Origin of the sequence: Cloacibacterium normanense (assembly GCF_002943105.1) — a bacterium.
GTDB lineage: Bacteria > Bacteroidota > Bacteroidia > Flavobacteriales > Weeksellaceae > Cloacibacterium.
The window spans coordinates 429802-455404 of the sequence record NZ_PTPZ01000001.1 but is presented as its reverse complement, the minus strand read 5'-3'; the positions used below and the strand labels follow the sequence as shown (position 1 = coordinate 455404).

The window sequence follows — 25603 nt, the reverse complement described above, 5'->3', positions numbered from 1 at the left end:
GGTTTGAGTTTTTAAAATTCAAATATAAATCCGAAATAAGGAAGTGGCATATTTCTGTCAGACTCTCCTACATCTAACAAATAATACTGTTGATCTTGTGGAGCATTAGGATTGGCAATAATTCCGTTATCAGAAGCATCTCTTTGCAGATTTACCACTGGCAAATTGCTGGCATTTTTAGAACCATATACATTCACTACATCCATATAAAATGTGAATTGCCATTTGCTGAAAATCCATTTTTTCTCAGCTCTTATGTCTAATTGATGCGCTACGTTTCCTCTCAAAGTATTTAATTGTGCAAAATTAGAAACTGGACCATTGGCAATGTTCCAAATATTAACCAAAGCACTTCTGTTTAAATCATAAGGCGTTTCCGGCAAACCAGATTGCAATCTAAATCTTGCGCCTACATTCCAATTTCTATTGAAATATTTTCCTGTAGTTAAAGAAAGAATGTGTCTAGAATCCCAACTAGAAGGCAATAAATCACCAGCTGCATTAGAAAATTTAGAATTCCCAAAAGTATAGGCTACAATTCCGTAGAAATTGTTCAAAGTTCTTTTTTGAGCTAAAACTTCAAAACCATACGTTTCTCCGAAACCTCTAGAATCCACAGGTTCGTTTCCTACCACTCCGAAACCTCCACCTAAATTCGCTAGAGAAATTTGGTTTCTGAGTGAGAAAGGATAGTTTTTATATTTTTTATAGTAACCTTCTACGGTAATTCTTAAATTGTCTTTTCCATTAAATTCTAAACCACCCACTAAATGTGCATTTCTGATGTATTTCAAAGAATTTTCATTCACCAAAGCATCATTCAGTTTCAGACCTAAACTTGTGTAAGCTGGAAGTTGATAGAAAATTCCTGTATTGAAATTAAACGCCCAATTTTCTGCAAATTTATAATTTAATGAAAATCTTGGAGAAAATTGCTCTAAAGGATTATTGGTTAAATCAGAATAATTGCTTGCATCTAATCTCGCACCAAGAGAAACTTGCACTTTATTTTCGAAAAATTTCTTCGCCGTTTGTAGATACAATCCGTACTGAACAAGGTTTAATTCAGAGTTTATCACATCAAAATCTACCGAATTTTGATTGACTTGTTTCACGGTAGAATCATTGGTATACTTTGCGAAATTAATATTCGTTCCCGCACTGAATTGATAATCATTCCAACTGAAATTTCTATCAATTCTCAATTTATTTTCGGCTTCTCTAGACTGATAATTGTACAATAAATTATCTGGAGTTTCAATATTTCTGTAATATTTAATCGCTTGATTATCGAGCATATTTCGGCTCAAAGTAAATAACCAGTTTCCGTTTTCCACCAAATGTCTGTAACCAGCTCCAAAAGTATAATTCCACTGTGGCGAATTCGGCAATCTGTCTATCAAAGTAAGATTATTAAGTGTTTTTTTAGCATCAAAATTATATTCAAATTGGTCTTTTGCTCCTAAACCTATGAAATACAATTCGTCACCAGATTTATATTTTTTAGACACTTTAAAGGTTGCATCATAATAACTTGGCAAAAAAGGCAAACCAATTCCTTTAAAAAGCAACTGAAGATTAGATTTTCTCACAGAAAATAATCCGCTCCATGATTGGTCTTTGCTCATCGGTCCATCCATCATCAATTGTAAATCATCAAGACCAACAATCGCTTTGTAACCTAGTTTATCTTTTCTGGCTTGTTTTAAATTAAATTCAAAAAGCGAAGACAAAACGCCATTTCTCTTTGCAGGAAAAGCACCGCTATAAAAATCTACATCTTTAATGAAATCTACGGTGATAATTCCTCTTGGTCCACCACTTGCTCCTTGCGTTTGAAAGTGATTAATCACGGGAACTTCTATTCCATCGATATAAAATTTATTTTCTGCGGAACTTCCTCCACGGATAAAAAGGTCATTTCTGAAAGTTGCTGTACTTCCCACTCCTGGGAAACTTAGAATTGCTTTGGAAACATCACGGTTAGAACCTGCATTTTTTTGCACTTCTTCACTTGTAATATTTCTAAGGGAAATTGGGGATTCTGCTGTGGTTTTGTATACTTTTTTGGTAATCGTTACTTCTTTAATCTGAGTAGCGACTTTATTCAAACCGATAGAGAAAGTAAGATTCTGATTAGGAACTACGTTGATATCATTCAGAAAGCCATCATCATAACCTTCTGCTGAAATTTTGAAATTATAGTTTCCTGTAGGAATTTCAGGAATTAAAACACTTCCGTTCCCAATGAAAATTTCATCTTTACCACCTTGAATAGAAACTGTAGCCGAAAGTGGTTTTTTAGAAAATTCATCAAAAACCGAGATCGTAACACTTCCTACTTGTGCCAAAACTACGGTGGTCACTAATAAAAATAAACTGGTAAATAATTTTTTATACATCAAAAAATATTTTTAGCAAAAATAAAACATTTGTTTAGAAAACACGATAAGAAATAGAAATGACGCTTATAGAAAGCGTCATTTCCCCTTAAAAACAACCATTATAAAAACTATGAAATTATGGAAGAATGACCTTGTCAATCACATGAATAATTCCATTAGAGCAAAAACAACTTAAGTACTAAGGATGAAAAATAATTTTATTTAATCATTAATAGCATTAAAATTCTTTTTTCAAAATTAGTAAATCAATTATCTAATTAATTATTTTTAGTATAGAATTTTACTATAATAGTTATTTATAAAAAACTCCCTTATTAAAAAGGAAGTTTAAAATATTGAAAATCTGAAATTTATCTTATAAAACAATTTCATTTTAAGTTTAAAATAAACTCTCATCCACAAAATTCGGCAACGTCACTTTCAAGTTCGGCTCTGCTTCCATTGCGCGTTTTATGGCAAAGATTGCACCTTCATTTCTTGCCCAACTTCTGCGGGAAATTCCGTTGTTTACATCCCAAAAAAGCATTGATTTTAATCTTCGGTCGGCATCTTCAGAACCATCCAATAACATTCCGAAACCGCCATTAATCACTTCTCCCCAACCAACTCCACCTCCATTGTGAATAGAAACCCAAGTTGCACCACGGAAACTGTCGCCAATAACATTATGAATCGCCATATCTGCTGTAAAACGGCTTCCGTCATAAATATTAGACGTTTCTCTGTAAGGTGAATCCGTTCCAGAAACATCGTGATGATCTCTTCCCAAAACTACTGGTCCAATTTCTCCATTTTTAATGGCTTGATTAAATTTTTCTGCAATTTTCATTCTTCCTTCTGCATCGGCGTACAAAATTCTGGCTTGCGAACCGACTACCAAATTATTTTCTTGCGCTCCTTTAATCCAAGTAATGTTGTCTTGCATTTGCTGCTGAATTTCTTCTGGAGAATTTTTCATCAATTCTTCTAAAACTTCACAAGCGATATCATCGGTTTTTTGTAAATCTTCAGGTTTTCCGGAAGCACAAACCCAACGAAACGGCCCAAAACCGTAATCAAAACACATCGGTCCCATTATATCTTGAACATAACTTGGGAATTTAAATTCTCTTCCCAACGTAGGATTTTCCGACAAAACATTGGCTCCAGCTCTAGAACATTCAAGCAGAAAAGCGTTTCCATAATCAAAGAAATACGTTCCTTTTGAAGTGTGTTTGTTGATTGCAGCAGCGTGCCTTCTTAGACTTCCCTGAACTTTTTCTTTGAATAATTCTGGATTTTCCGCCATCATCTTATTGGAATCTTCAAAAGAAATTCCTACAGGATAATAACCTCCAGCCCAAGGATTGTGAAGCGATGTCTGGTCGCTTCCTATATCAATTTTTAGATTTTCTTGGTCAAATTTCTCCCAAACTTCTACCACATTTCCGAGGTAAGCCAAAGAAACAGTTTCCTCATTTTCTTGTGCTTTTCTCACTCTAGCAATCAATTCGTCTAAATTTTCGTGAATTTCATCAACCCATTTTTGTTCGTGACGAATTTTGGTAATTTTAGGATTTACTTCGGCACAAACCGTGATACAACCTGCAATGTTTCCGGCTTTTGGTTGAGCTCCTGACATTCCGCCTAAACCAGAAGTCACAAAAAGTCCACCTTTTGGTGATTTTTTAATTTTTCTAAAAGCATTCAGAACAGTAATTGTAGTTCCATGCACAATTCCTTGCGGACCAATGTACATATAACTTCCCGCCGTCATTTGTCCATACTGAGAAACTCCCAAAGCATTAAATTTCTCCCAATCATCGGGTTTAGAATAATTTGGAATCACCATTCCATTCGTAACTACAACTCTTGGAGCATCTTTATGACTTGGAAATAATCCCATTGGATGACCAGAATACATCACCAACGTTTGCTCATCTGTCATTTCTGACAAATATTTCATAGTCAAAAGATATTGCGCCCAATTTTGGAAAACCGCACCATTTCCACCGTAAGTAATCAATTCATGAGGATGTTGCGCAACTGCATAACTCAAATTATTTTGAATCATGAGCATGATAGATTTCGCCTGTAAAGAATTCCCCGGATATTCTGAAATTGGTCTTGCATACATTTCGTAATCTGGACGAAAACGATACATGTAAATCCTGCCATATTTCTCTAACTCTTCACGAAATTCTGGCAACAATTCTGCATGAAACTTCGGTTCAAAATAACGTAAAGCATTCTTTAGCGCTAATTTCTTCTCTTCTTCATTCAGAATTTCTTTCCGTTTCGGAGCGTGATTAATTTGAGGTTCGTATGGTTTTGTTTGAGGAAGTTCTGTTGGAATTCCTTGTTGTATCAGTTGTTGAAAAGTCATTTTTAATTTAGATTTTTAATTATAAATTTTAGATGTAATTATTCTAAAAATATAAGTTCTTAAAGATATTAAAATTGAAAAATACAAACCAAATTTCTATAAAAAAGATAGCGTCCCTACGGAACGCCACTTAAATACATTATTATTGTCTACACAGATATTGTTCCTACGGAACAAAACTTTAAAAATATTCAACGATAAAATTTCAATTTAAAATCAAAATTTATAATCTTTTATAAACCTCTTCAAAAGGCACTCTCATTCTATCGCCCCAAACTCCTTTTTCATCTCTTATTCCGCATGAAACAATCATGTTCACTTCTGCACCAAAAGGTAAATTGAGAATCTTTTTCACTCTTCTGCTGTCAAAACCTTCCATCGGACAAGTATCATAACCTTCATTGCTCATCGCTAACATGAAGGTTTGCGCTGCCAAAGCACAAGTTTTATGCACTACTACTCTCGCATCATTTTCTGAAACTTGATAGGTAATTGGTCTGAAAACGCCAATCACATTGACTAAAATTTTTCTAAAAATGCCCAGACTTCATAGAAATTTAGAATACAAAAATGGCATTACTTTTCCGTAATACATTTGCCAACGCTTGATTCGTTTTTCTTGTTTTTCCGGAGGCGTATTTTTCAAGACGTTTTGTGTTTCCAGTTCTGCCATTTTTTTGGCTCTTTTTCTGTGCAAATCTTGTCTCGTCACAAAAACCACCATTTGTTTTGCAGTAGTTGCCGCTTCCTGACTTAAACAAGCCACCGCCAATTTTTTTAAAATTTCTGGCTCAGTAATATGGTAAAATTCCCACAATTGCATGTTAGAAGAATTAGGAGACAAAGTAGCCAATTCTATACAGTGTTTCACCTTTTCTGTATCTATTTCTACATTTTGATAATGCCTTACAGAACGGCGATAATCAACGATTTCTTCAAAAGTTTTCATGATTTTTTATTTATTTCTATCCTGCAACATTGGCACAAATTTATACGCTCCGAATTCTTCTTTTTCAAATTCTTTTTCAGAAATTTTGGTAAATCTATAGAGAATCTGTTCGTCTGTTTTTCCCATAGGAATCACCATTTTCCCTCCTATTTTGAGTTGTTTCAACAGTTCTATGGGAAGAATTTCTGCACCGCAAGTCACCAAAATTTTATCAAAAGGCGCAAAAGTAGGCAAACCTAAAAACCCATCACCAAAACTTTGAAATTTCGGACGAAGATGCATTTCACGCAGTTTTTTTTGGGCAAAATCGTGTAAATCTTTTTGTCTTTCTACGGTGTAAACAAAAGCATTCATGGTGACCAAAACCGCAGTTTGATAACCGCAACCTGTACCAATTTCCAGAATTTTTTCCTTTTCTTGAACTTCTAACAATTCGGTTTGTTCAGCAACAGTAGAAGGATGAGAAATGGTTTGATTAGCCGCAATAGGAAATGCCCTGTCTTCATAAGCAAAATCCTCAAAAACACTTTCTAAAAAAAGATGACGCGGAACTTCGTTGATGGCTTTTAACACATTTTCATCTGAAATTCCAATTTTTACGCGGAGGTATTCTACTAAAATTTTACGTTTTCCTTTATGTACAAATGAGTCCTGCATAAGAGTTGCGAGTTTCGGGATGCGAGTTTCGAGATTAGATTTTGATTAAAACAAAACTACTACAAAATGTTGGAGTTTACAAAAACTCGTCACTCGAATCTGGTAACTCGAACCAAATTTCTTATCTTTACCAAAACAAAATTTCTATGTTAAAGGCAGGTTTAGTAGGTGCTGGTCACCTTGGAAAAATTCACTTAAGACTTCTTAATCAATCAGATAAATATGAACTCGTAGGTTTTCACGACAAAGATGTAGAAAACGGAAAAAAACTAGAAGCAGAGTTCGGATACAAATATTTTGAAAATTTTGATGATTTATTGGCGGAAATAGACATGTTAGATATCGTTACGCCTACAGTTTATCATTATGATTACGCCATGAAAGCCATAGAAAAAGGGCTTCATTTTTTTATAGAAAAACCTGTAACCCAAACGCTGAAACAAGCGGAAGAAATTCTCTATAAATGCAGAGAAAACGGTATAAAAGCACAAGTAGGTCACGTAGAAAGATATAATCCAGCGTTTATTGCGACCAAAGATTTCATCCAAAATCCTATGTTCATCGAAATTCACCGATTGGCAGAATTTAATCCAAGAGGAACAGATGTTTCGGTGGTTCTGGATTTGATGATTCACGACTTGGACATTTTGCTTTCTATTGTAAAATCTAAGGTGAAAAACATTCACGCAAGTGGAGTTTGCGTGGTTTCTAAAACACCGGATATTTGTAATGCGAGAATTGAATTTGAAAACGGTTGCGTAGCGAATCTTACCACTTCTAGAATTTCGATGAAAGCGATGAGAAAATCTCGTTTCTTCCAACAAGATGCTTATATTTCTGTAGATTTCTTGGAGAAAAAAGCGGAAGTTATCAGAATGAAAGAAGCGCCAGAACATCCTACCGATTTTGATATGATTATCGAAAATGCAGATGGTGAAAAATCTCAAATTTTATTTGAATATCCAAACATTCAACCGAATAATGCTATTTTAGACGAGCTGAATTCTTTTGCTGATGCGATTAATGAAAACCGTGAAGTAGAAGTTTCATTAGAAGACGGAACAGAAGCGCTGAAAGTGGCTTTGGAGATTATGAAGTTGATTTCTTAAATTGGCTAAAAGCTAGAAGCTGGAAGTCTTACAAATAGAATAAACACAAAGTTTGTCATTCCGAAGGAATCTAAATTCATTTAAAATTTATGTATTTTTTAATAGTAATAATTCTTTTGATTTTTATTTTTCAAATTATTGAAAAAAGTAGATTTTTGAAAATTAGAAATTCTTCAACTAAAAGAAGTGCTAAAATAATTGAATTTAGAAAAGAAAAAATTCAAAGTTTGAGAAATGATTATACACAAATTTATTATCCATACATTTCAATAAATAACGAAACTGAAATACATAGACTGTCAAATGCAAACAGTTGGAATAAAGAATATAAGATTAATGAAACAATTGAGGTTTTTAATTATAATGACAAATGGATTGATTGGAACACCTATAACAAAGGATTTTATAAATTAGTTCCTCATTTTTAATTTAGATTCCTACGGAATAACAAACTAAACGCATAAAATTAAATCTTGAATTTTAAATATTGAATAAACATATGAAGAATATCGTCGTAATAGGAGCTGGAACCATGGGAAACGGAATTGCCCATACTTTTGCTCAAACTGGTTTTAAAGTAAATTTGGTAGATGTTTCACAGGAAGCATTAGATAAAGGAATTAAAACCATCACTACCAATTTAGACAGAATTATTGCAAAAGGTAACCTTACCGAAGAACAAAAAGCAGAAACTCTTGGAAATATTACTACTTTCACAGCGCTTTCTGATGCTTGCGGAAACGCAGATTTAATCGTAGAAGCGGCAACAGAAAACCAAGATTTGAAGTTGAAAATTTTCAAGCAAATGGATGAATTGGCGCCAGAAAATTGTATTCTCGCTACCAATACTTCATCTATTTCTATCACCAAAATTGCTTCGGCTACAAAGCGTCCTGAAAAAGTAATCGGAATGCACTTTATGAATCCAGTTCCGATTATGAAATTGGTAGAAATCATTAAAGGCTACTCTACTTCTAAAGAAACTTTTGATGCCATTTTTGAAATGTCTAAAACTTTAGGAAAAGTTCCTGTAGAAGTGAATGATTATCCAGGTTTTGTGGCGAATAGAATTCTTATGCCAATGATTAACGAAGCAATTGAAACCCTTTACAACGGAGTTGCTGGTGTAGAAGAAATTGATACCGTAATGAAATTGGGAATGGCTCATCCAATGGGACCGCTTCAGTTGGCAGATTTCATAGGACTTGATGTTTGTTTAGCGATTCTGAATGTAATGTATGATGGTTTCAAAAACCCGAAATACGCTCCAAATCCACTATTAGTAAATATGGTAACTGCAGGAAAATTAGGCGTAAAATCTGGGGAAGGTTTCTACGACTATTCAGAGTATAAAAAAGCAGAAAAAGTAGCGAAAATGTTTGCGAAATAAACCTCAACTTAAATCCTTCTCCTAAAGGAGAAGGACTTTATTATGCGAAACCGAACTCAAGAACAGTATTTAAAAATCTCATTATTCGTCATTACTTTGGTGATGATTGTTTTACGTTTTTTGCTCAACGAAAAAGGAAGAGTCACGCCAGATTCTATCCGTTTTATGAGACAGGCTCACGTTTTTCCAGAAATCGACAATACTACTGCTCCATTGCTTTATCCTTTATTCATCAAGATTTTTACTGTTTTCACAGATGAATTTTGGTCAAGTAAAATTGTGGGAATATTGTGTTATCTTTTCATGGTGTTTTTCGCTTGGAAAAAGAAATTTTATTGGCGAGAAAGCCTTTTAGTTGGGGCGTTATTCTCTATGATTTCCTTGTTTGCAGCTACACTTAGCGAAACATTATTTCTACCCTTTTTATTCGTATTTTTCTATGTGGCAAGAAATGTTTTATTGGAGAAATATTCTAAAATTCTGAGCGTTTTCTTATTGAGTCTATCCGTTATTTTGCTGTTTAACATTCGTTATAGCGGTTTGTTTTTCATGGGCGGATTATTTGCTTTCGGAGTGTTGAATTACAAGAAAAGTTTTGCGAAAATTTACATCATTTCGAGTATTATCGGATTCGCTTTTGTTGCAGGTTATAAATTCTTCTTTATTGATGTTTTTAACCAAAATTACGTCAATAAATTTCTAGAAATTGGCTTAAAACCCACTTCATTGCTCGTAAAAGAGTTCTTTTTAGCTATCGGAACGAGTTTTAATCCTTTCATACATATTCTCAATCCAAATGGTGGAATTCTGAATGTAGGAATTCTCGGAATTGGCTTTTTAAATATTGCATTTTTTACCTTTATTTTCATCAAAAATAAACTTTCGGCAACCGAAAAGATGATGGTTTTCTTATCGGTTTTCGGGATGATTTGTTCGTTTTTGATTCAGTATTTTTATCAAACAGATCCTTTAGATTATCGTTTATTGGCTCCGTTTACTTTCGGAATTTGGCTAGTTTATTTCAAAAAAATTCATCAAATTTTCGGAAAATTGGTTTTTGCCATCGCTTTTTTAAGTTTAATGACAGGTTTCGTGTTCAGTTGGCTTTCCAGAGGTAATTATTTGGAAAACAGAAAACTAATGAAGGAATTTTTGGTTAAAGAAAAGCTTATGGACAGTAAAATTTACTATTACCGACCAATTAAAGACGAAAATTTCAGAAGTTCAAAAATTTCTGAAATCATCAGCACGATAAACCCAAGAGTTTACATCACCGAAAAGCCTGAAGATTCTTTGAAAAAAGAAGTTTTAACAAAATTTAAGATAGAATCTAAAGTGAAAATGAACAAAAACAAATTTCAATAAATAAATTTCATTAACTTTGTACTTAAGAAATTAAAATTCTAAAAATATGAAACTCCCTAAATTTTTAATGGCAGATAATTCTGAATTTCCAGAAGATTTATTTGTAGTACACACAGAATACCCAAGATTCATCCTAAACGTAGAAGAAGAAGAGGTAGAATGGTTAGATGATCTAGAAGGTGACGACGAAGAAACCATCGCTAACGAAGCTACTCAAGTAGTAGAACAAGCATTCAAATGGTGCGACGAAGAGTTAGCTAAGTATGATGACGAAGAAGATGAAGACTAAATCATAAAAAAATCCTCGAAGTAATTTCGAGGATTCTTTTTTTATTGTTTCTTAAATTTCAATAGCAATAAATTATCTTTATAAAGTTCTAAATAACCTTCGTTTAAAACATATTTATTCACTTGTTCTAACACTGAAAAATAACTTTGCTCAGTCATCATAATATCACAAGCCATTTTAGTAGCGCCTACATTTCCCACATCAAAAGTCCCAGTTGAAGCGGTAATCACCACATCAGAAAAATAGTTATTACAACCACCGTTTCCTGTAATTCTCTTTCCTTCTATCATTAAAGTAGGTGCTTTCGCTCCTGAAAAATTATTATCTACCAAAGTCCATTTTGTATTGGCTATAGATTCTTGCTTAGTACCAATTTTAGAAATTGTAGCACACGAAATCACAGTTGTAGAAATCACAAGTGCCCAAAATATTTTTTTCATATGAAGATATTTATTATTCAAATGTAAGAAAAAAGTCGAGATTTCTATTCTCATCTCGACTTAAATTTTTACTAAATTATCTTAATTCTGCGCTAAATTCTTTTTGGAAATTCTTAATCAGCGAGTTCATTACTTCTGTAATTTCTTTGTCTTCTAAGGTTTTTTCCTCGTTTAACAACTCGAAACTCATCGCGTAAGATTTCTTGCCTTCTGGTAAGTTTTTACCTTCGTAAACGTCGAATAGATTGATGTTTTTCAAGAATTTAGATTTATTTTTTCTCGCCGAAGCATATAAATCTGCATAAGAAACATCTTTATCTACCAATAGCGCTAAATCTCTTCTGATTTTGTTGAATTTCGGAATATCTACGAATTTGAAATTATCTGTTTTTCTAAGCGCTTGACAAGTTTCTAACTCTATTTCTGCATAGAAGCAATCTTGGTCTATATCAAACTCTTTCAATAGTTTAGGAGATACTTTTCCTAATCTGGCAATGGTTTTTCCGTTTGTTGTAATTTCTAAAGCATCACCGAATCTTTCGTCTTCTAAAGATTTCTCTTCTGTAACTAAATTTAATCGATCAAGAAGCACTTTCACATAACCTTTTAGCATGTAAAAATCAGAAGCAGATTTTGGCATCAACCAGTTTTCTGCATACGTTCTACCAGTTGTAAGCAATGCCAATTGTTTTCTTTCCTCATACTTTTTTTCCCTTTGGTCAAGATACGCTTCGCTTGATTCGAACTTGTGATAAATTTTACCCAATTCGAAGAATTTGATGTCTGGATTTTTACGGTTGATATTGTAAACTGCATTTCCTAAAAGCCCTTCTAATAAAGATTTTCTCATAAAAGCTAAATCTCCACTCAAAGGATTCAAGAGTTTTACAGCGTTGGTTTCGTCTTTTACGCTGGTTAATGAATTGTTCATCACTTCATTGAAACCATTGCTCTGAAGCGTTCTTGCCCAAGAATTTTCTAGTTCATCTTGGTCATTTACACTTAGTTTTACTGGAGTAAATGCTATTTTTTGAGGCGCATCTACTTTATTATAACCGTAAATTCTAAGAATTTCTTCTATCACGTCTATTTCTCTGATAACATCTGCTCTGTAAGCCGGAACCGATAATTCTAAACCATCTGGAATATCATTAAGAACAGAAATTTCGAGAGATTTTAAAATTTCTTTTACTTTTTCTCTGTGAATTTTAATTCCTAAAATTTTATCAAGTTGAGAATATCTAAAAATAACTTTAGTGTCTTCTATTTTTTTAGGATAAAATTCTAAAAGATTTCCTACTTTTTTACCACCTGTAATTTCTTCAAGCATTTTGATGGCATGAGTAATTGTAGTTCTGGTATTATTAGGGTCTACTCCACGTTCGAAACGGAAAGAAGCATCTGTATTTAAACCATGAGCTTTAGCCGCTTTTCTAATCGCTACTGGATTGAAATATGCAGATTCTAAGAAAATTGTAGTTGTAGATTCAGAAACGCCACTGTCATTTCCTCCGAAAACCCCACCAATACACATTGGCTTATTGTTTCCGTCTTTAATCATGATTTCTGAACCATTAAGCGTTCTTTCTACTCCATCAAGAGTTACAAACTTAGTTCCTGCATCATTTACACCTACTTTTACTTTTTTGCCTGCAATTTTATCTGCATCAAAAGCGTGAAGAGGTTGACCAAAACCATGTAAAATATAATTGGTAATATCTACTACATTATTAATTGGCGAAAGTCCAATCGCTTTTAATCTGTCTTTCAACCATTCTGGAGATTCTGAAATTTTTACATTTTCTATTACAGCACCAATATATCTTGGGCATAATGCTTCATCTTCTACTTCTAGTTCAAAACCATGTTCTCCTTCTGTATTCACTAAAGCTGTGGAAACTTTTTCGAATTCAGATTTTAAACCATTGGTTGAAAGAAAAGCATGTAAATCTCTTGCTACACCATAGTGAGACATTGCGTCTGTTCTGTTTGGTGTTAAGCCGATTTCGTAAACCTCATCATTGGTTAAATTAAAATATTTTGCAAAAGGGTCTCCTACTTGGTAGATTTCTTCGTCTAGAACCATAATTCCGCCGTGATCGTCTGAAAGTCCTAACTCATCTTCTGCACAAATCATTCCTTGAGATTTTTCTCCACGAATTTTTGCTTCTTTAATTTCGAAAGAACTTCCGTCTTTAGCATAAATTTTAGTACCAATTACAGCAACAGGAACGGTTTGACCAGCAGCAACATTAGGAGCGCCACAAACAATTTCTAAAATTTGGCCACCACCAATATCTACAGTAGTTTTCTTGAGTTTATCTGCATTAGGATGTTGTTCGCAAGTCAAAACTTTTCCAACTACGATTCCTTCTAAACTGCCTTTTACAGATTCAAATTTTTCTATTCCTTCTACTTCAAGACCAATATCTGTAAGAAAAGCACCAATTTTATCTGTTGCTAAATCTGTTTTGATAAAGTCTTTTAACCAATTGTTTGAGATTTTCATTTTTTAAAAAGATTTGAGATTTGAGATTTGAGATTTGAGATATCAAAAAACAAATAACTTTTATAAGTTTGCAAATATCGTGATTTTTTGAGAGATAAGGAAATTTTAGAATTGCAAATTAGGGTTTGGATAAAGCCAAATTATAATTCAATAAAAAAGTCGTCTCGAAATTTCGGACGACTCTTTGGATATATCTTAAATTTTAATATTGACAAGTCTCGACTTGTCACTACAAAATTACATTCCAATTACTGGCATAGAAAGCATAAGGATGTGTTCGTTTTCATCTAGACCATCTACTGGTTCTACAATTCCTGGACGGTTTGGTTGAGACATTTTCATGGTGATATCTTCAGAACCTAAAACAGATAACATTTCTGTTAAAAATTTAGAACTGAAACCAATGTTGATGTCTTCACCTTTATAATCACAAGGAATATTCATATCTGCTTTGTTTGCGTATTCTGTATCTTCTGCATGAAGATGAAGAACGTTGCCAGAAAGCTTAAATCTAACTTGGTTGGTAGATTTGTTTGATAAAATACTTGCTCTTCTGATAGAACTTAACAATAAGTTTCTGTTTACCGTCAAAACATTCGGATTTTCTTTCGGGATTACTGCAGAATAATTAGGATATTTTCCGTCAATTAGTCTACAAATCCAAATATTTTCTCCAAAAGTGAATTTCGCCATATTTTCATTAAACTCGATGGTAACTTCGTCATTAGAATTTGACAAAATATTTTTGAAAATAGACAAAGGTTTCTTCGGCATGATAAATTCTACCGCTTCTTTATTGGTAACATCTGTTCTTTTGTACACCACTAATCTGTGAGAATCTGTAGATACGAAATTGGTTTCTTTTTCTGTAAATTGGAAAAGAACTCCCGTCATCACAGGTCTGAGAGAATCGTTGCTTGTTGCAAACAAGGTATTGCTTAGTGCATCTGCAAGAACTCCAGAAGCTAGCGTAACTTTTTGTGATGCGTCAAATTCTGGTAATTCTGGATAATCTTCTGCATTATCTAGTGCTACTTCGTAATTGTCTTTTTCGTCTAAAATTTCTAAAAGACCACCTTCACCAGACTCAGAATCTTTCACTGAAAAAGTAAGCGGTTGGTCTCCAAAAGTTTTAATTAAATCTTGAAAAATTTTTGCAGGAACAGCAATTTTGCCTTGATCATCAGATTTTACAGCAAGAGAAGTAATAAGTGTGGTTTCGCCATCAGAAGCAGTTATTTTTAGAATTTCATTTTCTAATTCAAAAAGAAAATTTTCTAAAATGGGTCTTGACTGCGAACTAGAAATTACACCACTTACCACGTTAAGAGCTTTCTGTAATTCGCCACTTGCAACTATAAATTTCATAAATTAAAAAATTATTAAGTATACAAAGATACAATTTTGATAATAATAGACAAAGTCGAAAATCATTAAATTTTATTCAGTTTTCAACATTGAGAGAATATTGACTTTTCTGTAGTCATTTATTTTATGGTCAAATATATCAGCAGAGTAATAAGTGATATTTACTTTTTTACCCACTAAATCTTGATATTTCTTTTCGAGTTCTATATTAGAATCTACATTAGAAATCCAATAAAATCTGGTTAAAATACCATTATCGCCTTTCAAATAAAAAATAACGAAGGTATCTTTTTCTATTTTGGTGATTTCACCATTCATAAATTCCGCTGAATTTACTTCTGCAGAAGATTCTTGAGCATATTCATCAGCAAAACCAGACTGGTCTACAAAATTAATAAAAGTATCTGCACATTCTGAAACCATTAGTATACCTAATTTCTCGCCCAATTCTTCCATTTTAGACTCATTCGAAATATCTTTTGACAAATCAATACCATATTCTTTTTTGATTTGATCTTTGTAAGGAGTTGATGCTTTTATAAAGCACAAGCCTAATTGCATCTGCATCATTTCTTTAGATTTTTTCTCCAATTTTATTTCTCCAATGCATTTACAAGCATCTTGCGCTATTTTTTTCTTAAAATCTTCTTGAGAATAAGAGAACAATGAAAAGATGGAAAAGAAAAGAATAATAAGTTTTTTCATGGTTTTTAAAATGATTAATCCTTTGGTAAAAGTAACGAAATTTTTCTTTTTTAATGGGCATTTTCTATAAAAAAATCCCGAAAAAAGATTTTTTCTCGGGATTTAAGTATTACAATTTAAATTGATAAGTAAAACCTAGATGAAACCACGTTCCGGGCATTTCTACCAGAGAAGTTTCAGTGTATTTTACATTTGTAATGTTATTCACCAAAACGTAGATGTTTAATTGGTTTGCAGTGTAGTTTAATTTATTGTCTAATAGATTATAGCTTCCTAGAGAAACCCTATCATTATGTCTGTAAATCAATTCATTCGAAAAATTTCCGAATTTATTTCTCAATTTGGCTACCAACTGATGCTTTAAATTGTCTAAAGAATATCTAGAAACAATTTTACTGGCTAATCTTTGATTATCTATGTACGTATAACTTACAGAAGTTCCAATCCATGAAGCGAACTGATAATCTGCTTCTAATTCTACACCTTTGGTTTCAATTTTCCCGATGTTTTGTGCAGTCCAAGGTGAAGTTGGCGTTGCTTTTTGCCAATCGATAGCGTTATCAGATTTTCTCCAAAATGCAGATGCTTTGAGCAAAGTTTTATTGGTTTTGAAAATATAACCAAACTCTCCTGTTAATGCTTCTTCTGCAACCAAATTTGCATTTCCTTGTTCAGAAGGACTTACGTAATACAAATCGGTGTAAGTAGGAATTCTATTCACTTTAGAAAAATTACCAAAAAATTTAGAATTTCCGTTGGTAAAACTTGCATCAATTCCTGGATAAAAATAGGTTTTATCATTACTGAAATTCGTGAAAGAAATTCCCGGAGTAATATTTAATTTTTCACCAAAAAACGACAGATGATGCTCTAGAAAAGCATTGGTAACGGTTCTTTCTCTGCTTCCTAATCGGTTACTTTCTAGAAATTCTTTTCTAACATCTACTCCCAATCCTGTAATTCCGAGTTCTGATTTGTAATTTACATTCGCATCAATTCCTACATTATTCCCGATGTGCATATTTCTGTATGCTGCAGGATTATTTCTGATGAATAAATACATATCTTGCGCTCTTCTCCAATACAAACGCGTTGCAAAACCTAGATTTTCGTTCACTTTTTTCTCTAGAGAAGCCGCTACTAAAGAAGTTTGCACTTCTTCATATTGATCTTTGAAAGCTGGTGAAGCATAAAAACCATTGGCTCCGAACTTTTTCTCTTGAATTCCAGCTTGAAATTTTACCTTTCCGTTTTCTATATCAAATTGATTTTGATACCAGATATTTTTAATTTTATAATCGGTATTGTATCGATAACCATCTGATTCTGTATTATTAACCTGAATAAAATTTCTAAATTTTTCGCGCCCGAAATTCGCAGCAACACCGAAACCATGCGTAGAAAAATCCCCAACTTCACCATTAATCGTTAAATTGTTTTCTGCAGAAACTTTAGTTACAACATTTACCACACCTGCATAAGCTCCTTGTCCGTATCTTCTTGCAGCAGGACCTTTTAAGATTTCAATTTTTTCTACAGAAGCTAAATCAAATGGAAAATTCATGGTATTGTGACCAGTTTGCGCATCATTCATTCTCACGCCATTCACCAAAACCAAAACTTGTTCAAAAGAACTTCCTCTGAGAGAAATATCGGTCTGAACACCATTTGCACCACGTTTTCTGATATCTGCACCTGTATAATAGGCAATTACTTCTTCAATGCTTTGAGCGGGACTATTCTGAATTTCAGATTTTGTAATAACTGTGATATTTACATTAGATTTTTTGAAAGGCATATTCACCAGTTTACCAGTTAATTCTACCTCATCAATTGTTCTTTCTTGCGCATGAACACTTAAGAAAAGTGCCAACAGAGCGGCGCTTAAAATTGTTTTTTTCATATTTTAATTTTTCATAAAAAATCGGCCAAATTTATATGAAAAATTTAGAGTAAAAAAATTAAAATTCTTAAAATTCTTTACAAATAAAAAAGGACACAAAAAAAATCTGTGTCCTTAATAGTTGCTAGATAAATACACTAGCTATCATTTTCATCAAATTTCATATTAAGAAATTAATGGTTTTTAGTTCATTACAATTTGAACTCTAAAAATTGTATTTTTTTGAATTTTCAAATTATTTCGTGTTAAAGTTTACAAGTTTTATCCTTAACTCTGCTTTCAAAATTTGGTAATTTTTCCGTAATTTTGCTCTTCTTCAATTCATTATGACTACAACTCAAGAAATCGATATCAAAAAACATCTTTTCGTAAAAAATGCACATCTTAATAATCTCAAAAACATAGATGTACTGATTCCGAAAAACAAACTCATCGTGATTACTGGTGTTTCAGGAAGCGGAAAATCTTCGCTTGCTTTTGACACGATTTACGCAGAAGGACAGAGACGTTATGTAGAATCTTTGAGTTCTTATGCGCGACAGTTTCTTGGTAAATTAGAAAAACCAAAAATTGACGACATCAAAGGTTTAGCACCTTCTATTGCCATTCAACAGAAGGTAATTTCTAGCAATCCTCGATCTACAGTAGGAACTTCTACCGAAATTTATGATTATCTGAAACTCCTTTTTGCCAGAGTTGGCAGAACCTACTCTCCTATTTCTGGAGACGAAGTGAAAAAAGATTCAGTGACAGATGTAATAGATTATATCGAAAAAAATGAAGGAAAAACATTTCTTCTAAGAGCGCCGCTTCTTTTTGAAGTCAAAAAATTCAAAGAACAACTTAAAACACTAAAAGTTGCAGGTTTTACAAGATTAGAAATCAATGGAAACCTTGCCAATATTGAAGATTTAGAAAGTTTTGGTTTCGTTCCAGAAGAATCGATGGAAATTCATCTCGTGATTGATAGATTTTCTTATGATAACGACGAACATTTCCTTCAAAGATTGGCAGATTCTGTTCAAATGGCGTTTTATGAAGGTCACGGAACTTGCTCTTTGAAAGAAGTTGAAACCGAAAACGTAAAAGAATTTTCAAATAAATTTGAACTCGATGGCATTACGTTTAACGAACCCAATGTTCATTTTTTCAGTTTTAATAATCCTTATGGCGCTTGTCCAGAATGTGAAGGTTACGGAAAAGTTATCGGCATAGATGAAGATTTAGTCATACCGAATAAAAATTTATCCGTTTTTGAAGACGCAGTTGCTTGTTGGAAAGGAGAATCTATGAGCGAATGGAAAAGAGATTTCATTAAAAAAGCAAAAGATTTCCCTATTCATAAACCGTATCATAAACTCACAAAAGAACAGAAAAATTATCTTTGGAGAGGCGATAAAAACAAAAACTTCCCGAGCATTGATAACTTTTTCAAAATGCTGGAAGAAAATTTGTACAAAATTCAGTACAGAGTCATGCTTTCCAGATACCGTGGAAAAACTACTTGCCCAACTTGCGAAGGAAAACGTCTTCGTCCAGAAACAGAATATGTGAAAATTGATGGTCATGACATTCAATCATTGGTAGAAATTCCTTTAGATGAATTGTTACCATTGATGAAAAATTTGAAACTCAACCAACACGATGCGGAAATCGCCAAAAGATTAACCTACGAAATCAACACTCGTTTAGAATTTTTGAATAAAGTTGGATTGGGCTATTTAACTTTAAACAGAACTTCTAACACGCTTTCTGGTGGTGAATCACAGAGAATCAACCTAGCAACTTCGCTCGGAAGTTCTTTGGTGGGAAGTATTTATATTTTAGATGAACCAAGTATTGGTCTGCATTCTAGAGATACCGAAAATTTAATTGAAGTTCTTAAAAATCTTCGTGATTTAGGAAATACGGTGATTGTGGTAGAACATGATGAAGACGTGATGAAAGCGGCAGATTACATTATTGATATTGGTCCTGAAGCTGGATTTTTAGGTGGTGAATTGGTTTTTGCAGGAAATTTCAAGGAATTGAAAGATGCAGATACTTTAACCTCGAAATATTTAACGGGAAGATTAGAAATAGAAGTCCCAAAAACCAGAAGAAAACCGAAAGAATTCATCAAAATAAAAGGAGCAAGACAAAATAATCTTAAAAACATAGATGTAGATGTTCCTTTGGAAGTTCTTACCGTAATTTCGGGAGTTTCTGGAAGTGGAAAATCTACTTTAATGAAAGAAATCCTCACGAATGCCATTCAAATTGAATTAGGAATGGGCGGTAAAAAAGCCGATTACGATTCGGTAGAATTTCCTAAAAAGGTGATTCAAAATATAGAACTCATCGACCAAAACCCAATCGGAAAATCGTCTCGTTCTAATCCTGTCACGTATTTGAAGGCTTATGACGACATCAGAGACCTTTTTGCAAAACAAAAATCTGCAAAAGTTCAAGGTTTGAAACCAAAGCATTTTTCTTTCAACGTAGATGGTGGAAGATGTGATGAATGCAAAGGAGAAGGCGTAATTACGGTTTCTATGCAGTTTATGGCAGACATTGAACTGGAATGTGAACATTGCCATGGAACCCGTTTCAAAGATGAAATTCTGGAAGTAAAATATGATGAAAAAAACATTTCGGATATTTTACACATGACGGTAGATGAAGCACTTGAATTTTTCTCTGAAAACCACGAAGAAAAAATTGTGACCAAACTTAAACCTCTTCAAGATGTTGGTTTAGGGTATTTGCAACTCGGTCAGAGTTCTTCTACGCTTTCTGGTGGTGAAGCTCAAAGGGTAAAACTGGCTTCGTTTCTGGTAAAAGGTGCGACAACAGAAAAAACACTTTTTGTTTTCGATGAACCGAGTACTGGACTGCATTTTCATGATATTAATAAACTTTTGAAATCACTTCAGGCTTTAATTGGATTAGGACATTCTGTGATTGTCATTGAACATCAACCAGATATTATCAAATCTGCAGATTACATCATTGACATCGGTCCAGATGCTGGAAAACACGGCGGCGAAGTAGTTTTTGCAGGAACTCCAGAAGATTTGGCACAAGATAAATTCTCTAGAACAGCGAAGTTTGTTGCTGAAAAATTATAATCAAATGCCTATTCTTCCTTCCGAATATCAACCTAAAAAAATCTTCAGAAATGGAGATTTTTCTACGATTTATAGTGCTTTGTTTAGAAAAGTTACTGGTGTAACTCAACAAAGAGAAAGGTTAGAGCTTTCTGATGGCGATTTTCTGGATTTAGACTGGAGTTTTGCCAAAGAAAAAACTGACCGTTGCGTTATTTTATTTCATGGTTTAGAAGGCAGCGCACAGAGACATTATATGTTGGGAGCAGCAAAAATCTTCAATGAAAACGGCTTTGATTGTTGTGCTGTAAACCACAGAGATTGTTCCGGAGAAAGCAATAGAGTACATTATTCTTATCATTCTGGAAGAACCGATGATGTGCAAGAAGTGATAGAAAAGGTGCTTTCTAAAAACTATGAAAAAATCATTCTGAAAGGGTTTAGTCTTGGTGGAAATTTGTGTTTGAAATACGCTGGTGAAAGCAGAAATATTTCTGATAAAGTAAAAGCGGTCATCGCTATTTCTACACCCATAGATTTAAAAGGTTCTATGCACAAATTGACTTCCAAGAGAAATCTTGTGTATGCTAACAATTTCTTGAAAACCTTAAAAAAGAAAACCTTACTCAAGTGCAAAAGATTTCCAGAATTTTTGTCTGCAGCAGAAATCAAAAACATCAAAGATTTAAAGGAGTTTGATGATGTTTACACATCGAAAGTTAATGGTTTTACAGATGCTTTTGATTATTATGAAAAATGCAGTTCCAAGCAGTTTTTAAAGAATATTAAAATTCCTACACTCCTTATCAATGCTAAAAATGACAGTTTTCTTTCTGAAAGTTGCTTTCCTAAAGAAGAAGCATTAGTCAACTCTTTCTTACATTTAGAGATTCCTGACTTTGGTGGGCATGTAGGATTTATGGATAAAAACAACACCTTTTACACCGAAAATAAATCATTAGAATTTGCACAGCAATATTTATAAACAAAAAAATTGTGCAGAACATGTGAATATTAACATTGCGTTAATACAGTGATTTAGAATAATTTGTAATTTTAATTCAGGAAAATAAAAGTTATGCATTTTTCTGTATCCAATTCACTAGAAATCATCATTAAATTTGAGATAAAAATTTAAGGGAAGCATCGTCGGCTTCCCTTTTCTTTTGGCTTTTAACTAAAAAAATGAGATGTCTTTATCTACTGAACCTGCTTCTAAAGAGTGGGTTCTTTTATTTTTGTCTTCTTTAAATTTCGGTTAAAGCCCAATAAATTTGAAATTAAAAAAAGTGGACTACTCTTCGAATAGAGAACGTTTGGTCAAAGTCTATGTACGAATAAAAACAGTTTAAAAAGCTTAGAAATAGAAGCAAAAATAATCCCTCTAAAGTCTCTACACAAAAAATGATGCAAATCATTCTTCAAATATAAAATCTATCTTTTCCACAGAAAAACAAATGAGAGAAGTTATTAAACAAAGGGATGTGGGGTGATGGATGCGGGGTGAGAGAATGGGAGAATGAGTTATGGGTTATGGGTTATGTGGGATTACGAGAGGATGAAGGATGAAAGGTGTATTGGATGGATTTATTGATATTAGAGATGAGTAGAGATGATTACCGAATTACAAAGTGGCTTCATCAAGTTAGCTTCAATAAGCTTAATCTACATTGTAAAAAACTTAGGGAGTTATTTTTTCAAGAAATTTATAATTCTTTTGTTCAGAATTTCAGGTTGGTCAAAAGGAACATTATGGGTACTCTTTTCAATAATCTCTAATTCTGAATCATCAATCATTTTTGCAATTTGTTCTGTGTGCTCTAATTTTATTTCATCATTATCGCCTGCTATTACTAAAACGGGATTTTTTATTTTTTTCAAATCATTCTCTGTAATATTTGGATAATTTATCATGAGGTTCAATCTCCTTTTTTCCTTTTCGTCGTTAGTACTTTTATATCTTTCTTTTATAGAGGACAATAATTCTTCTTTTACCCCATTAGGATGGGTATTGGCTCCAATGGTTACCAATTTATTGACAAGATTTGGATTTTTAGCATTGAAGATTAAACCTGTTATTCCGCCATCACTCCAGCCTATAATATTTACTTTTTCCAAGTTGAGTTGATTTACTATTTTTAGGACATCGTCTGCCAGTTTCTCATATCCATAGTCTTTTTCTGAAAAGTCCAAACTTTTTCCTTGGACTCTTGTGTCCAATGCTATAACACGATATTGTTTTGAGAAAAATGCAATTTGATTATAAAAATCTGAAATGAGTCCATTATTCCCTTCTAACAAAATTAAAGGTTCTCCGTTTCCGTATTCTTCATAATAGATTTTAGCATCATCAAGATTAATATAACTCCCTTTTGGGTTTTTGCCATAAATTGTTTTTAAACCTTCTTCTCTTCCCTTATAAAAACTAATCAGTCTGTTTTCAATTTCATTTTCTGTGTCCTGCTCCTTATTTTTCTTATTCTCCGAAACAACACTTCCTTTCTTATCATAACCAATTTCAAGATTTGTAAGAAAAGAACCATCACTTTCCTCCCACTGAGATTGACTTTGAAATCTAAACATTAAATTTTTAGATAGTTTTTTTTTCGCAGAAATTCCAAATACAAAATCTGTATCTTTCAAAGGGATATAATCTACTAGTTGTAATGTGATGGCAATTTTGTCTAAATTATTAAAAAGCAATTTGTACTTTGATAAATCTATTTTTTGCCAACCTTTTGAAGAGGTTTTGTAAATGATATTTTCATCTAATATTGATTGATAGGGTATAGAATTTTTTACATTATAGATGTTTAATTTTAGGATTATCTGTTCATATTTTGAACTTGGAATAATATGAAAACTGAAGGACTTTAATTTTGTTTTTTTATAGATGTCAAAAATATTTCCTTGTTCAATCGTTGGAACATTTCTGTCAAACATTTTTGAAAAAGTTAAAAAAGGGCGAGATTTCTCTCCAAGCGTTTTTTCTTTTAATTTTTTGGCCGTTAAAATCACTCCCTGAATATTTGAAATTTTGTATTCTAAATATACATTCGGATTAGATTTCAATTCTGCAAGATTAAGATTTTTTTCTAAGTAACCTTCGGCTTTAAAAACAATGCTTTTATTTTGAAATTCATCTGGAATAGTGATTTTATAATATCCATTTTCATTAGTTATTGCCCCAATCTTAGTATCCTTAATTCCTATTGCGCAATATGAAAAATTTTTATTTTCCTCATTTTTTACAACACCCCGTATCGTTATTTGGGAACTTATAAAAATATGTGATAGCAAAAGGAAAAATATAGGCAATTTTAGATTCATTTTTTTTAGAAATAGTCGTAAAATTTTTGCAGAAGTTACTTTTGAAGTTATCGATTTTTGGCATTTATCAAAAGATTTCACGGAGATGGATCAACATGACTTTGTTTTTTTAGGTCCCTGAGGTACCTTAGAGATGTTTTGCCCAGCATTGTGATTTATTTTTTTTATTCTTTTGCCTCAGAAGAGTTGTTAGAATTTTTGAAATCACGGATTTCTAATCCCTGACTTCGTATAAAAAGGATTAAAAAGAAAAAACGCTGTAAACTTTCGTTTACAGCGTTTGTAATTTACTTAGCGGAGAAAGAGGGATTTGTAAAACAAATTTAAATACTGATTATCAATATATTATAATTTAAATTTTACAAGTGACTCCTTTTAAGACTCCTATTCTGTTATATACAATCTTGTTCACTAAACTAATAATACAAATATAGTGATTAATAGCTGATTATCAAAGAGAAGAAGGCTAAATCTTGAACTGGTTTTATATATTAATATTAAAGTTTAGGTAAATATTTAGTCCAGTTAAATGTTCAAACATATTCAAATGAATTGAACCACTTGTTCATATTTAATCCCAGTGTAATTGCAGAACTCTTCAATAGTAAGGAACTCGTTATGAGACTTATTGAGGTCTGCCTTAATCTTGTGCATCAATCTGATACTTTGGCGATAACTTTTACCTGTTATTCTTTGTATATCTTTTGGATAGATGCATAATCTATTTAATGGCTTTTTCATACACTATCTATGCCTTTGACTAGGAGTATCCCTTAAGCATATGCAAGGTAAGATTTTTTTTTAAAGACATTTAGACTATTGTAAGACATTTATGACAGATAGTGACATATTGAACAATGCGAGCTTTTTTATTGGCTGAAAAATCTCAAATTTTGTCATGTGAATTCGCGAAGGTTTGAACAGGTGAACCTCATCATCTGAAAAATAAATCTAGTAAAAAGTAAAAAAATGGCAAGACAAAAAAGTATTATCAAGTTAGATGGCACTATTGGTGGCATCACTTTCTATAAGTCAAAAGATGGTTATTTGGCGAGAGAGAAAGGTGGCGTTTCTGCAGAGAGAATTAAAAATGATCCTACTTTCCAGAGAACCAGAGAAAACGGTTCAGAATTTGGGAGAGCTGGGAATTCTGGAAAGGTGCTCAGAAATGCGGTTCGTCCGCTTCTGTTAAGAGCTTCTGATTCCAGAATGGTAAGCAGACTGACGAAACAAATGGTAAAGGTTATCCAAATGGACCAAGTAAACCCTAGAGGTGCCCGTAACGTTATTGACGGAGAGGCTATCCTTTTAGATGGTTTTGACTTTAATATCAACGGAAAGTTAGGGAATACCCTATTCGCACCGAAAACGGTAGATATTACCAGAACCAGCGGTTTATGTCAGGTGAACATTCCAGCTTTTGTTCCAACAGTGATGATTGCTGCACCGGGTGGAACTACTCATTTCAGAATTGTAACTGCTGCAGCTGCTGTGGATTTTGAAAACGGTGTTTTTGAAACACAGATGAATGAATCTGCGATTCAAAACTGGAATGAAACGGCGACTGATGAATTCATTTTGGATAATGAATTGACTCCGAACAGTCCTCACCCTATTTTCCTATTTTTAGGAGTAGAGTTCTTCCAAGATGTGAATGGTGAAAAATACCCATTGAAAAACGGAGCTTTCAACGCTTTGTCGATTGTGAAAGTTGATTCTCCAGTATAAAA

18 protein-coding genes and 1 pseudogene are annotated in these 25603 nt (G+C 33.0%); 8 read left to right on the top strand and 11 right to left on the bottom strand.

The window, feature by feature from the left end; genetic code table 11:
- Positions 1-11: 11 nt before the first annotated feature.
- The 4 genes and pseudogenes from C3729_RS02060 to C3729_RS02045 form a co-directional block, all read right to left on the bottom strand.
- Complete coding sequence (locus tag C3729_RS02060; RefSeq protein WP_104792608.1) at positions 12-2402, bottom strand: TonB-dependent receptor; 2391 nt, start codon at positions 2400-2402, stop codon at positions 12-14.
- Between the two features lie 382 nt (positions 2403-2784).
- Positions 2785-4770 (bottom strand): urocanate hydratase, encoded by a 1986-nt coding sequence (locus tag C3729_RS02055; protein WP_104792607.1) that lies wholly within the window; start codon positions 4768-4770, stop codon positions 2785-2787.
- A gap of 223 nt (positions 4771-4993) precedes the next feature.
- Positions 4994-5719, bottom strand: a pseudogene (locus C3729_RS02050) (nitroreductase family protein).
- Positions 5720-5725: 6 nt separating this feature from the next.
- Entirely contained in the window at positions 5726-6376 is a 651-nt protein-coding gene (locus tag C3729_RS02045; protein WP_104792606.1) for a protein-L-isoaspartate(D-aspartate) O-methyltransferase, read from the bottom strand.
- A gap of 146 nt (positions 6377-6522) precedes the next feature.
- Between C3729_RS02045 and C3729_RS02040 the strand changes: the two genes are divergently transcribed.
- The 5 genes from C3729_RS02040 (at position 6523) to C3729_RS02020 (ending at position 10529) form a co-directional block, all read left to right on the top strand.
- Entirely contained in the window at positions 6523-7485 is a 963-nt protein-coding gene (locus tag C3729_RS02040; protein ID WP_069796860.1) for a Gfo/Idh/MocA family protein, read from the top strand.
- Between the two features lie 89 nt (positions 7486-7574).
- The gene (locus C3729_RS02035; RefSeq protein WP_104792605.1) at positions 7575-7913 is read left to right on the top strand and encodes a hypothetical protein; all 339 of its coding nucleotides are present in this window, start codon (positions 7575-7577) and stop codon (positions 7911-7913) included.
- A 71-nt stretch (positions 7914-7984) separates the two neighbouring features.
- Entirely contained in the window at positions 7985-8875 is an 891-nt protein-coding gene (locus tag C3729_RS02030) for a 3-hydroxybutyryl-CoA dehydrogenase (RefSeq protein WP_104792604.1), read from the top strand.
- A 42-nt stretch (positions 8876-8917) separates the two neighbouring features.
- On the top strand, positions 8918-10240 hold the full coding sequence (locus C3729_RS02025) for a hypothetical protein (RefSeq protein ID WP_104792603.1): 1323 nt from the start codon (positions 8918-8920) through the stop codon (positions 10238-10240).
- A 46-nt stretch (positions 10241-10286) separates the two neighbouring features.
- On the top strand, positions 10287-10529 hold the full coding sequence (locus C3729_RS02020) for a hypothetical protein (protein WP_069796870.1): 243 nt from the start codon (positions 10287-10289) through the stop codon (positions 10527-10529).
- Positions 10530-10570: 41 nt separating this feature from the next.
- On the opposite strand, the gene C3729_RS02015 is transcribed toward C3729_RS02020, so the two are convergent.
- The 5 genes from C3729_RS02015 to C3729_RS01995 all read right to left on the bottom strand — a co-directional run bounded on the left by C3729_RS02015 (position 10571) and on the right by C3729_RS01995 (position 17454).
- Positions 10571-10969: an META domain-containing protein gene (locus C3729_RS02015; RefSeq protein WP_104792602.1), complete on the bottom strand. Its 399-nt coding sequence runs from the start codon at positions 10967-10969 to the stop codon at positions 10571-10573.
- Positions 10970-11045: 76 nt separating this feature from the next.
- Positions 11046-13478 (bottom strand): phenylalanine--tRNA ligase subunit beta, encoded by a 2433-nt coding sequence (gene pheT / locus C3729_RS02010; RefSeq protein WP_104792601.1) that lies wholly within the window; start codon positions 13476-13478, stop codon positions 11046-11048.
- Positions 13479-13715: 237 nt separating this feature from the next.
- Complete coding sequence (gene dnaN / locus C3729_RS02005; protein WP_069796875.1) at positions 13716-14846, bottom strand: DNA polymerase III subunit beta; 1131 nt, start codon at positions 14844-14846, stop codon at positions 13716-13718.
- Positions 14847-14918: 72 nt separating this feature from the next.
- The gene (locus C3729_RS02000; protein ID WP_104792600.1) at positions 14919-15551 is read right to left on the bottom strand and encodes a hypothetical protein; all 633 of its coding nucleotides are present in this window, start codon (positions 15549-15551) and stop codon (positions 14919-14921) included.
- A 109-nt stretch (positions 15552-15660) separates the two neighbouring features.
- A complete protein-coding gene (locus C3729_RS01995; protein WP_104792599.1) occupies positions 15661-17454 on the bottom strand; it encodes a TonB-dependent receptor plug domain-containing protein in 1794 nt (597 codons plus the stop codon).
- 326 nt (positions 17455-17780) lie between these two features.
- Here C3729_RS01995 and uvrA point away from each other — a divergent pair, with 326 nt between their 5' ends.
- Complete coding sequence (gene uvrA / locus C3729_RS01990; RefSeq protein ID WP_104792598.1) at positions 17781-20564, top strand: excinuclease ABC subunit UvrA; 2784 nt, start codon at positions 17781-17783, stop codon at positions 20562-20564.
- Between the two features lie 4 nt (positions 20565-20568).
- Positions 20569-21528, top strand: a complete 960-nt coding sequence (locus tag C3729_RS01985) for a YheT family hydrolase (RefSeq protein ID WP_104792793.1) — start codon at positions 20569-20571, stop codon at positions 21526-21528.
- Positions 21529-22232: 704 nt separating this feature from the next.
- Here the strand turns inward: C3729_RS01985 and C3729_RS01980 are convergent.
- Positions 22233-23873: an alpha/beta fold hydrolase gene (locus tag C3729_RS01980; protein WP_104792597.1), complete on the bottom strand. Its 1641-nt coding sequence runs from the start codon at positions 23871-23873 to the stop codon at positions 22233-22235.
- 543 nt (positions 23874-24416) lie between these two features.
- On the bottom strand, positions 24417-24614 hold the full coding sequence (locus C3729_RS01975; RefSeq protein WP_104792596.1) for a hypothetical protein: 198 nt from the start codon (positions 24612-24614) through the stop codon (positions 24417-24419).
- 228 nt (positions 24615-24842) lie between these two features.
- Here C3729_RS01975 and C3729_RS01970 point away from each other — a divergent pair, with 228 nt between their 5' ends.
- Positions 24843-25601, top strand: a complete 759-nt coding sequence (locus C3729_RS01970; RefSeq protein WP_104792595.1) for a hypothetical protein — start codon at positions 24843-24845, stop codon at positions 25599-25601.
- Positions 25602-25603 lie beyond the last annotated feature (2 nt).

Coding starts and splice junctions, on each gene's coding strand:
- pheT (WP_104792601.1), bottom strand. CDS start 13,478: ATGAAAATCTCAAACAATTGGTTAAAAGACTTTATCAAAACAGATTTA.
- C3729_RS02055 (WP_104792607.1), bottom strand. CDS start 4,770: ATGACTTTTCAACAACTGATACAACAAGGAATTCCAACAGAACTTCCT.
- dnaN (WP_069796875.1), bottom strand. CDS start 14,846: ATGAAATTTATAGTTGCAAGTGGCGAATTACAGAAAGCTCTTAACGTG.
- uvrA (WP_104792598.1), top strand. CDS start 17,781: ATGACTACAACTCAAGAAATCGATATCAAAAAACATCTTTTCGTAAAA.
- C3729_RS02030 (WP_104792604.1), top strand. CDS start 7,985: ATGAAGAATATCGTCGTAATAGGAGCTGGAACCATGGGAAACGGAATT.
- C3729_RS01970 (WP_104792595.1), top strand. CDS start 24,843: ATGGCAAGACAAAAAAGTATTATCAAGTTAGATGGCACTATTGGTGGC.
- C3729_RS02060 (WP_104792608.1), bottom strand. CDS start 2,402: ATGTATAAAAAATTATTTACCAGTTTATTTTTATTAGTGACCACCGTA.
- C3729_RS02025 (WP_104792603.1), top strand. CDS start 8,918: ATGCGAAACCGAACTCAAGAACAGTATTTAAAAATCTCATTATTCGTC.
- C3729_RS02020 (WP_069796870.1), top strand. CDS start 10,287: ATGAAACTCCCTAAATTTTTAATGGCAGATAATTCTGAATTTCCAGAA.
- C3729_RS02045 (WP_104792606.1), bottom strand. CDS start 6,376: ATGCAGGACTCATTTGTACATAAAGGAAAACGTAAAATTTTAGTAGAA.
- C3729_RS02015 (WP_104792602.1), bottom strand. CDS start 10,969: ATGAAAAAAATATTTTGGGCACTTGTGATTTCTACAACTGTGATTTCG.
- C3729_RS02035 (WP_104792605.1), top strand. CDS start 7,575: ATGTATTTTTTAATAGTAATAATTCTTTTGATTTTTATTTTTCAAATT.
- C3729_RS02040 (WP_069796860.1), top strand. CDS start 6,523: ATGTTAAAGGCAGGTTTAGTAGGTGCTGGTCACCTTGGAAAAATTCAC.
- C3729_RS02000 (WP_104792600.1), bottom strand. CDS start 15,551: ATGAAAAAACTTATTATTCTTTTCTTTTCCATCTTTTCATTGTTCTCT.
- C3729_RS01980 (WP_104792597.1), bottom strand. CDS start 23,873: ATGAATCTAAAATTGCCTATATTTTTCCTTTTGCTATCACATATTTTT.
- C3729_RS01975 (WP_104792596.1), bottom strand. CDS start 24,614: ATGAAAAAGCCATTAAATAGATTATGCATCTATCCAAAAGATATACAA.
- C3729_RS01995 (WP_104792599.1), bottom strand. CDS start 17,454: ATGAAAAAAACAATTTTAAGCGCCGCTCTGTTGGCACTTTTCTTAAGT.
- C3729_RS01985 (WP_104792793.1), top strand. CDS start 20,569: ATGCCTATTCTTCCTTCCGAATATCAACCTAAAAAAATCTTCAGAAAT.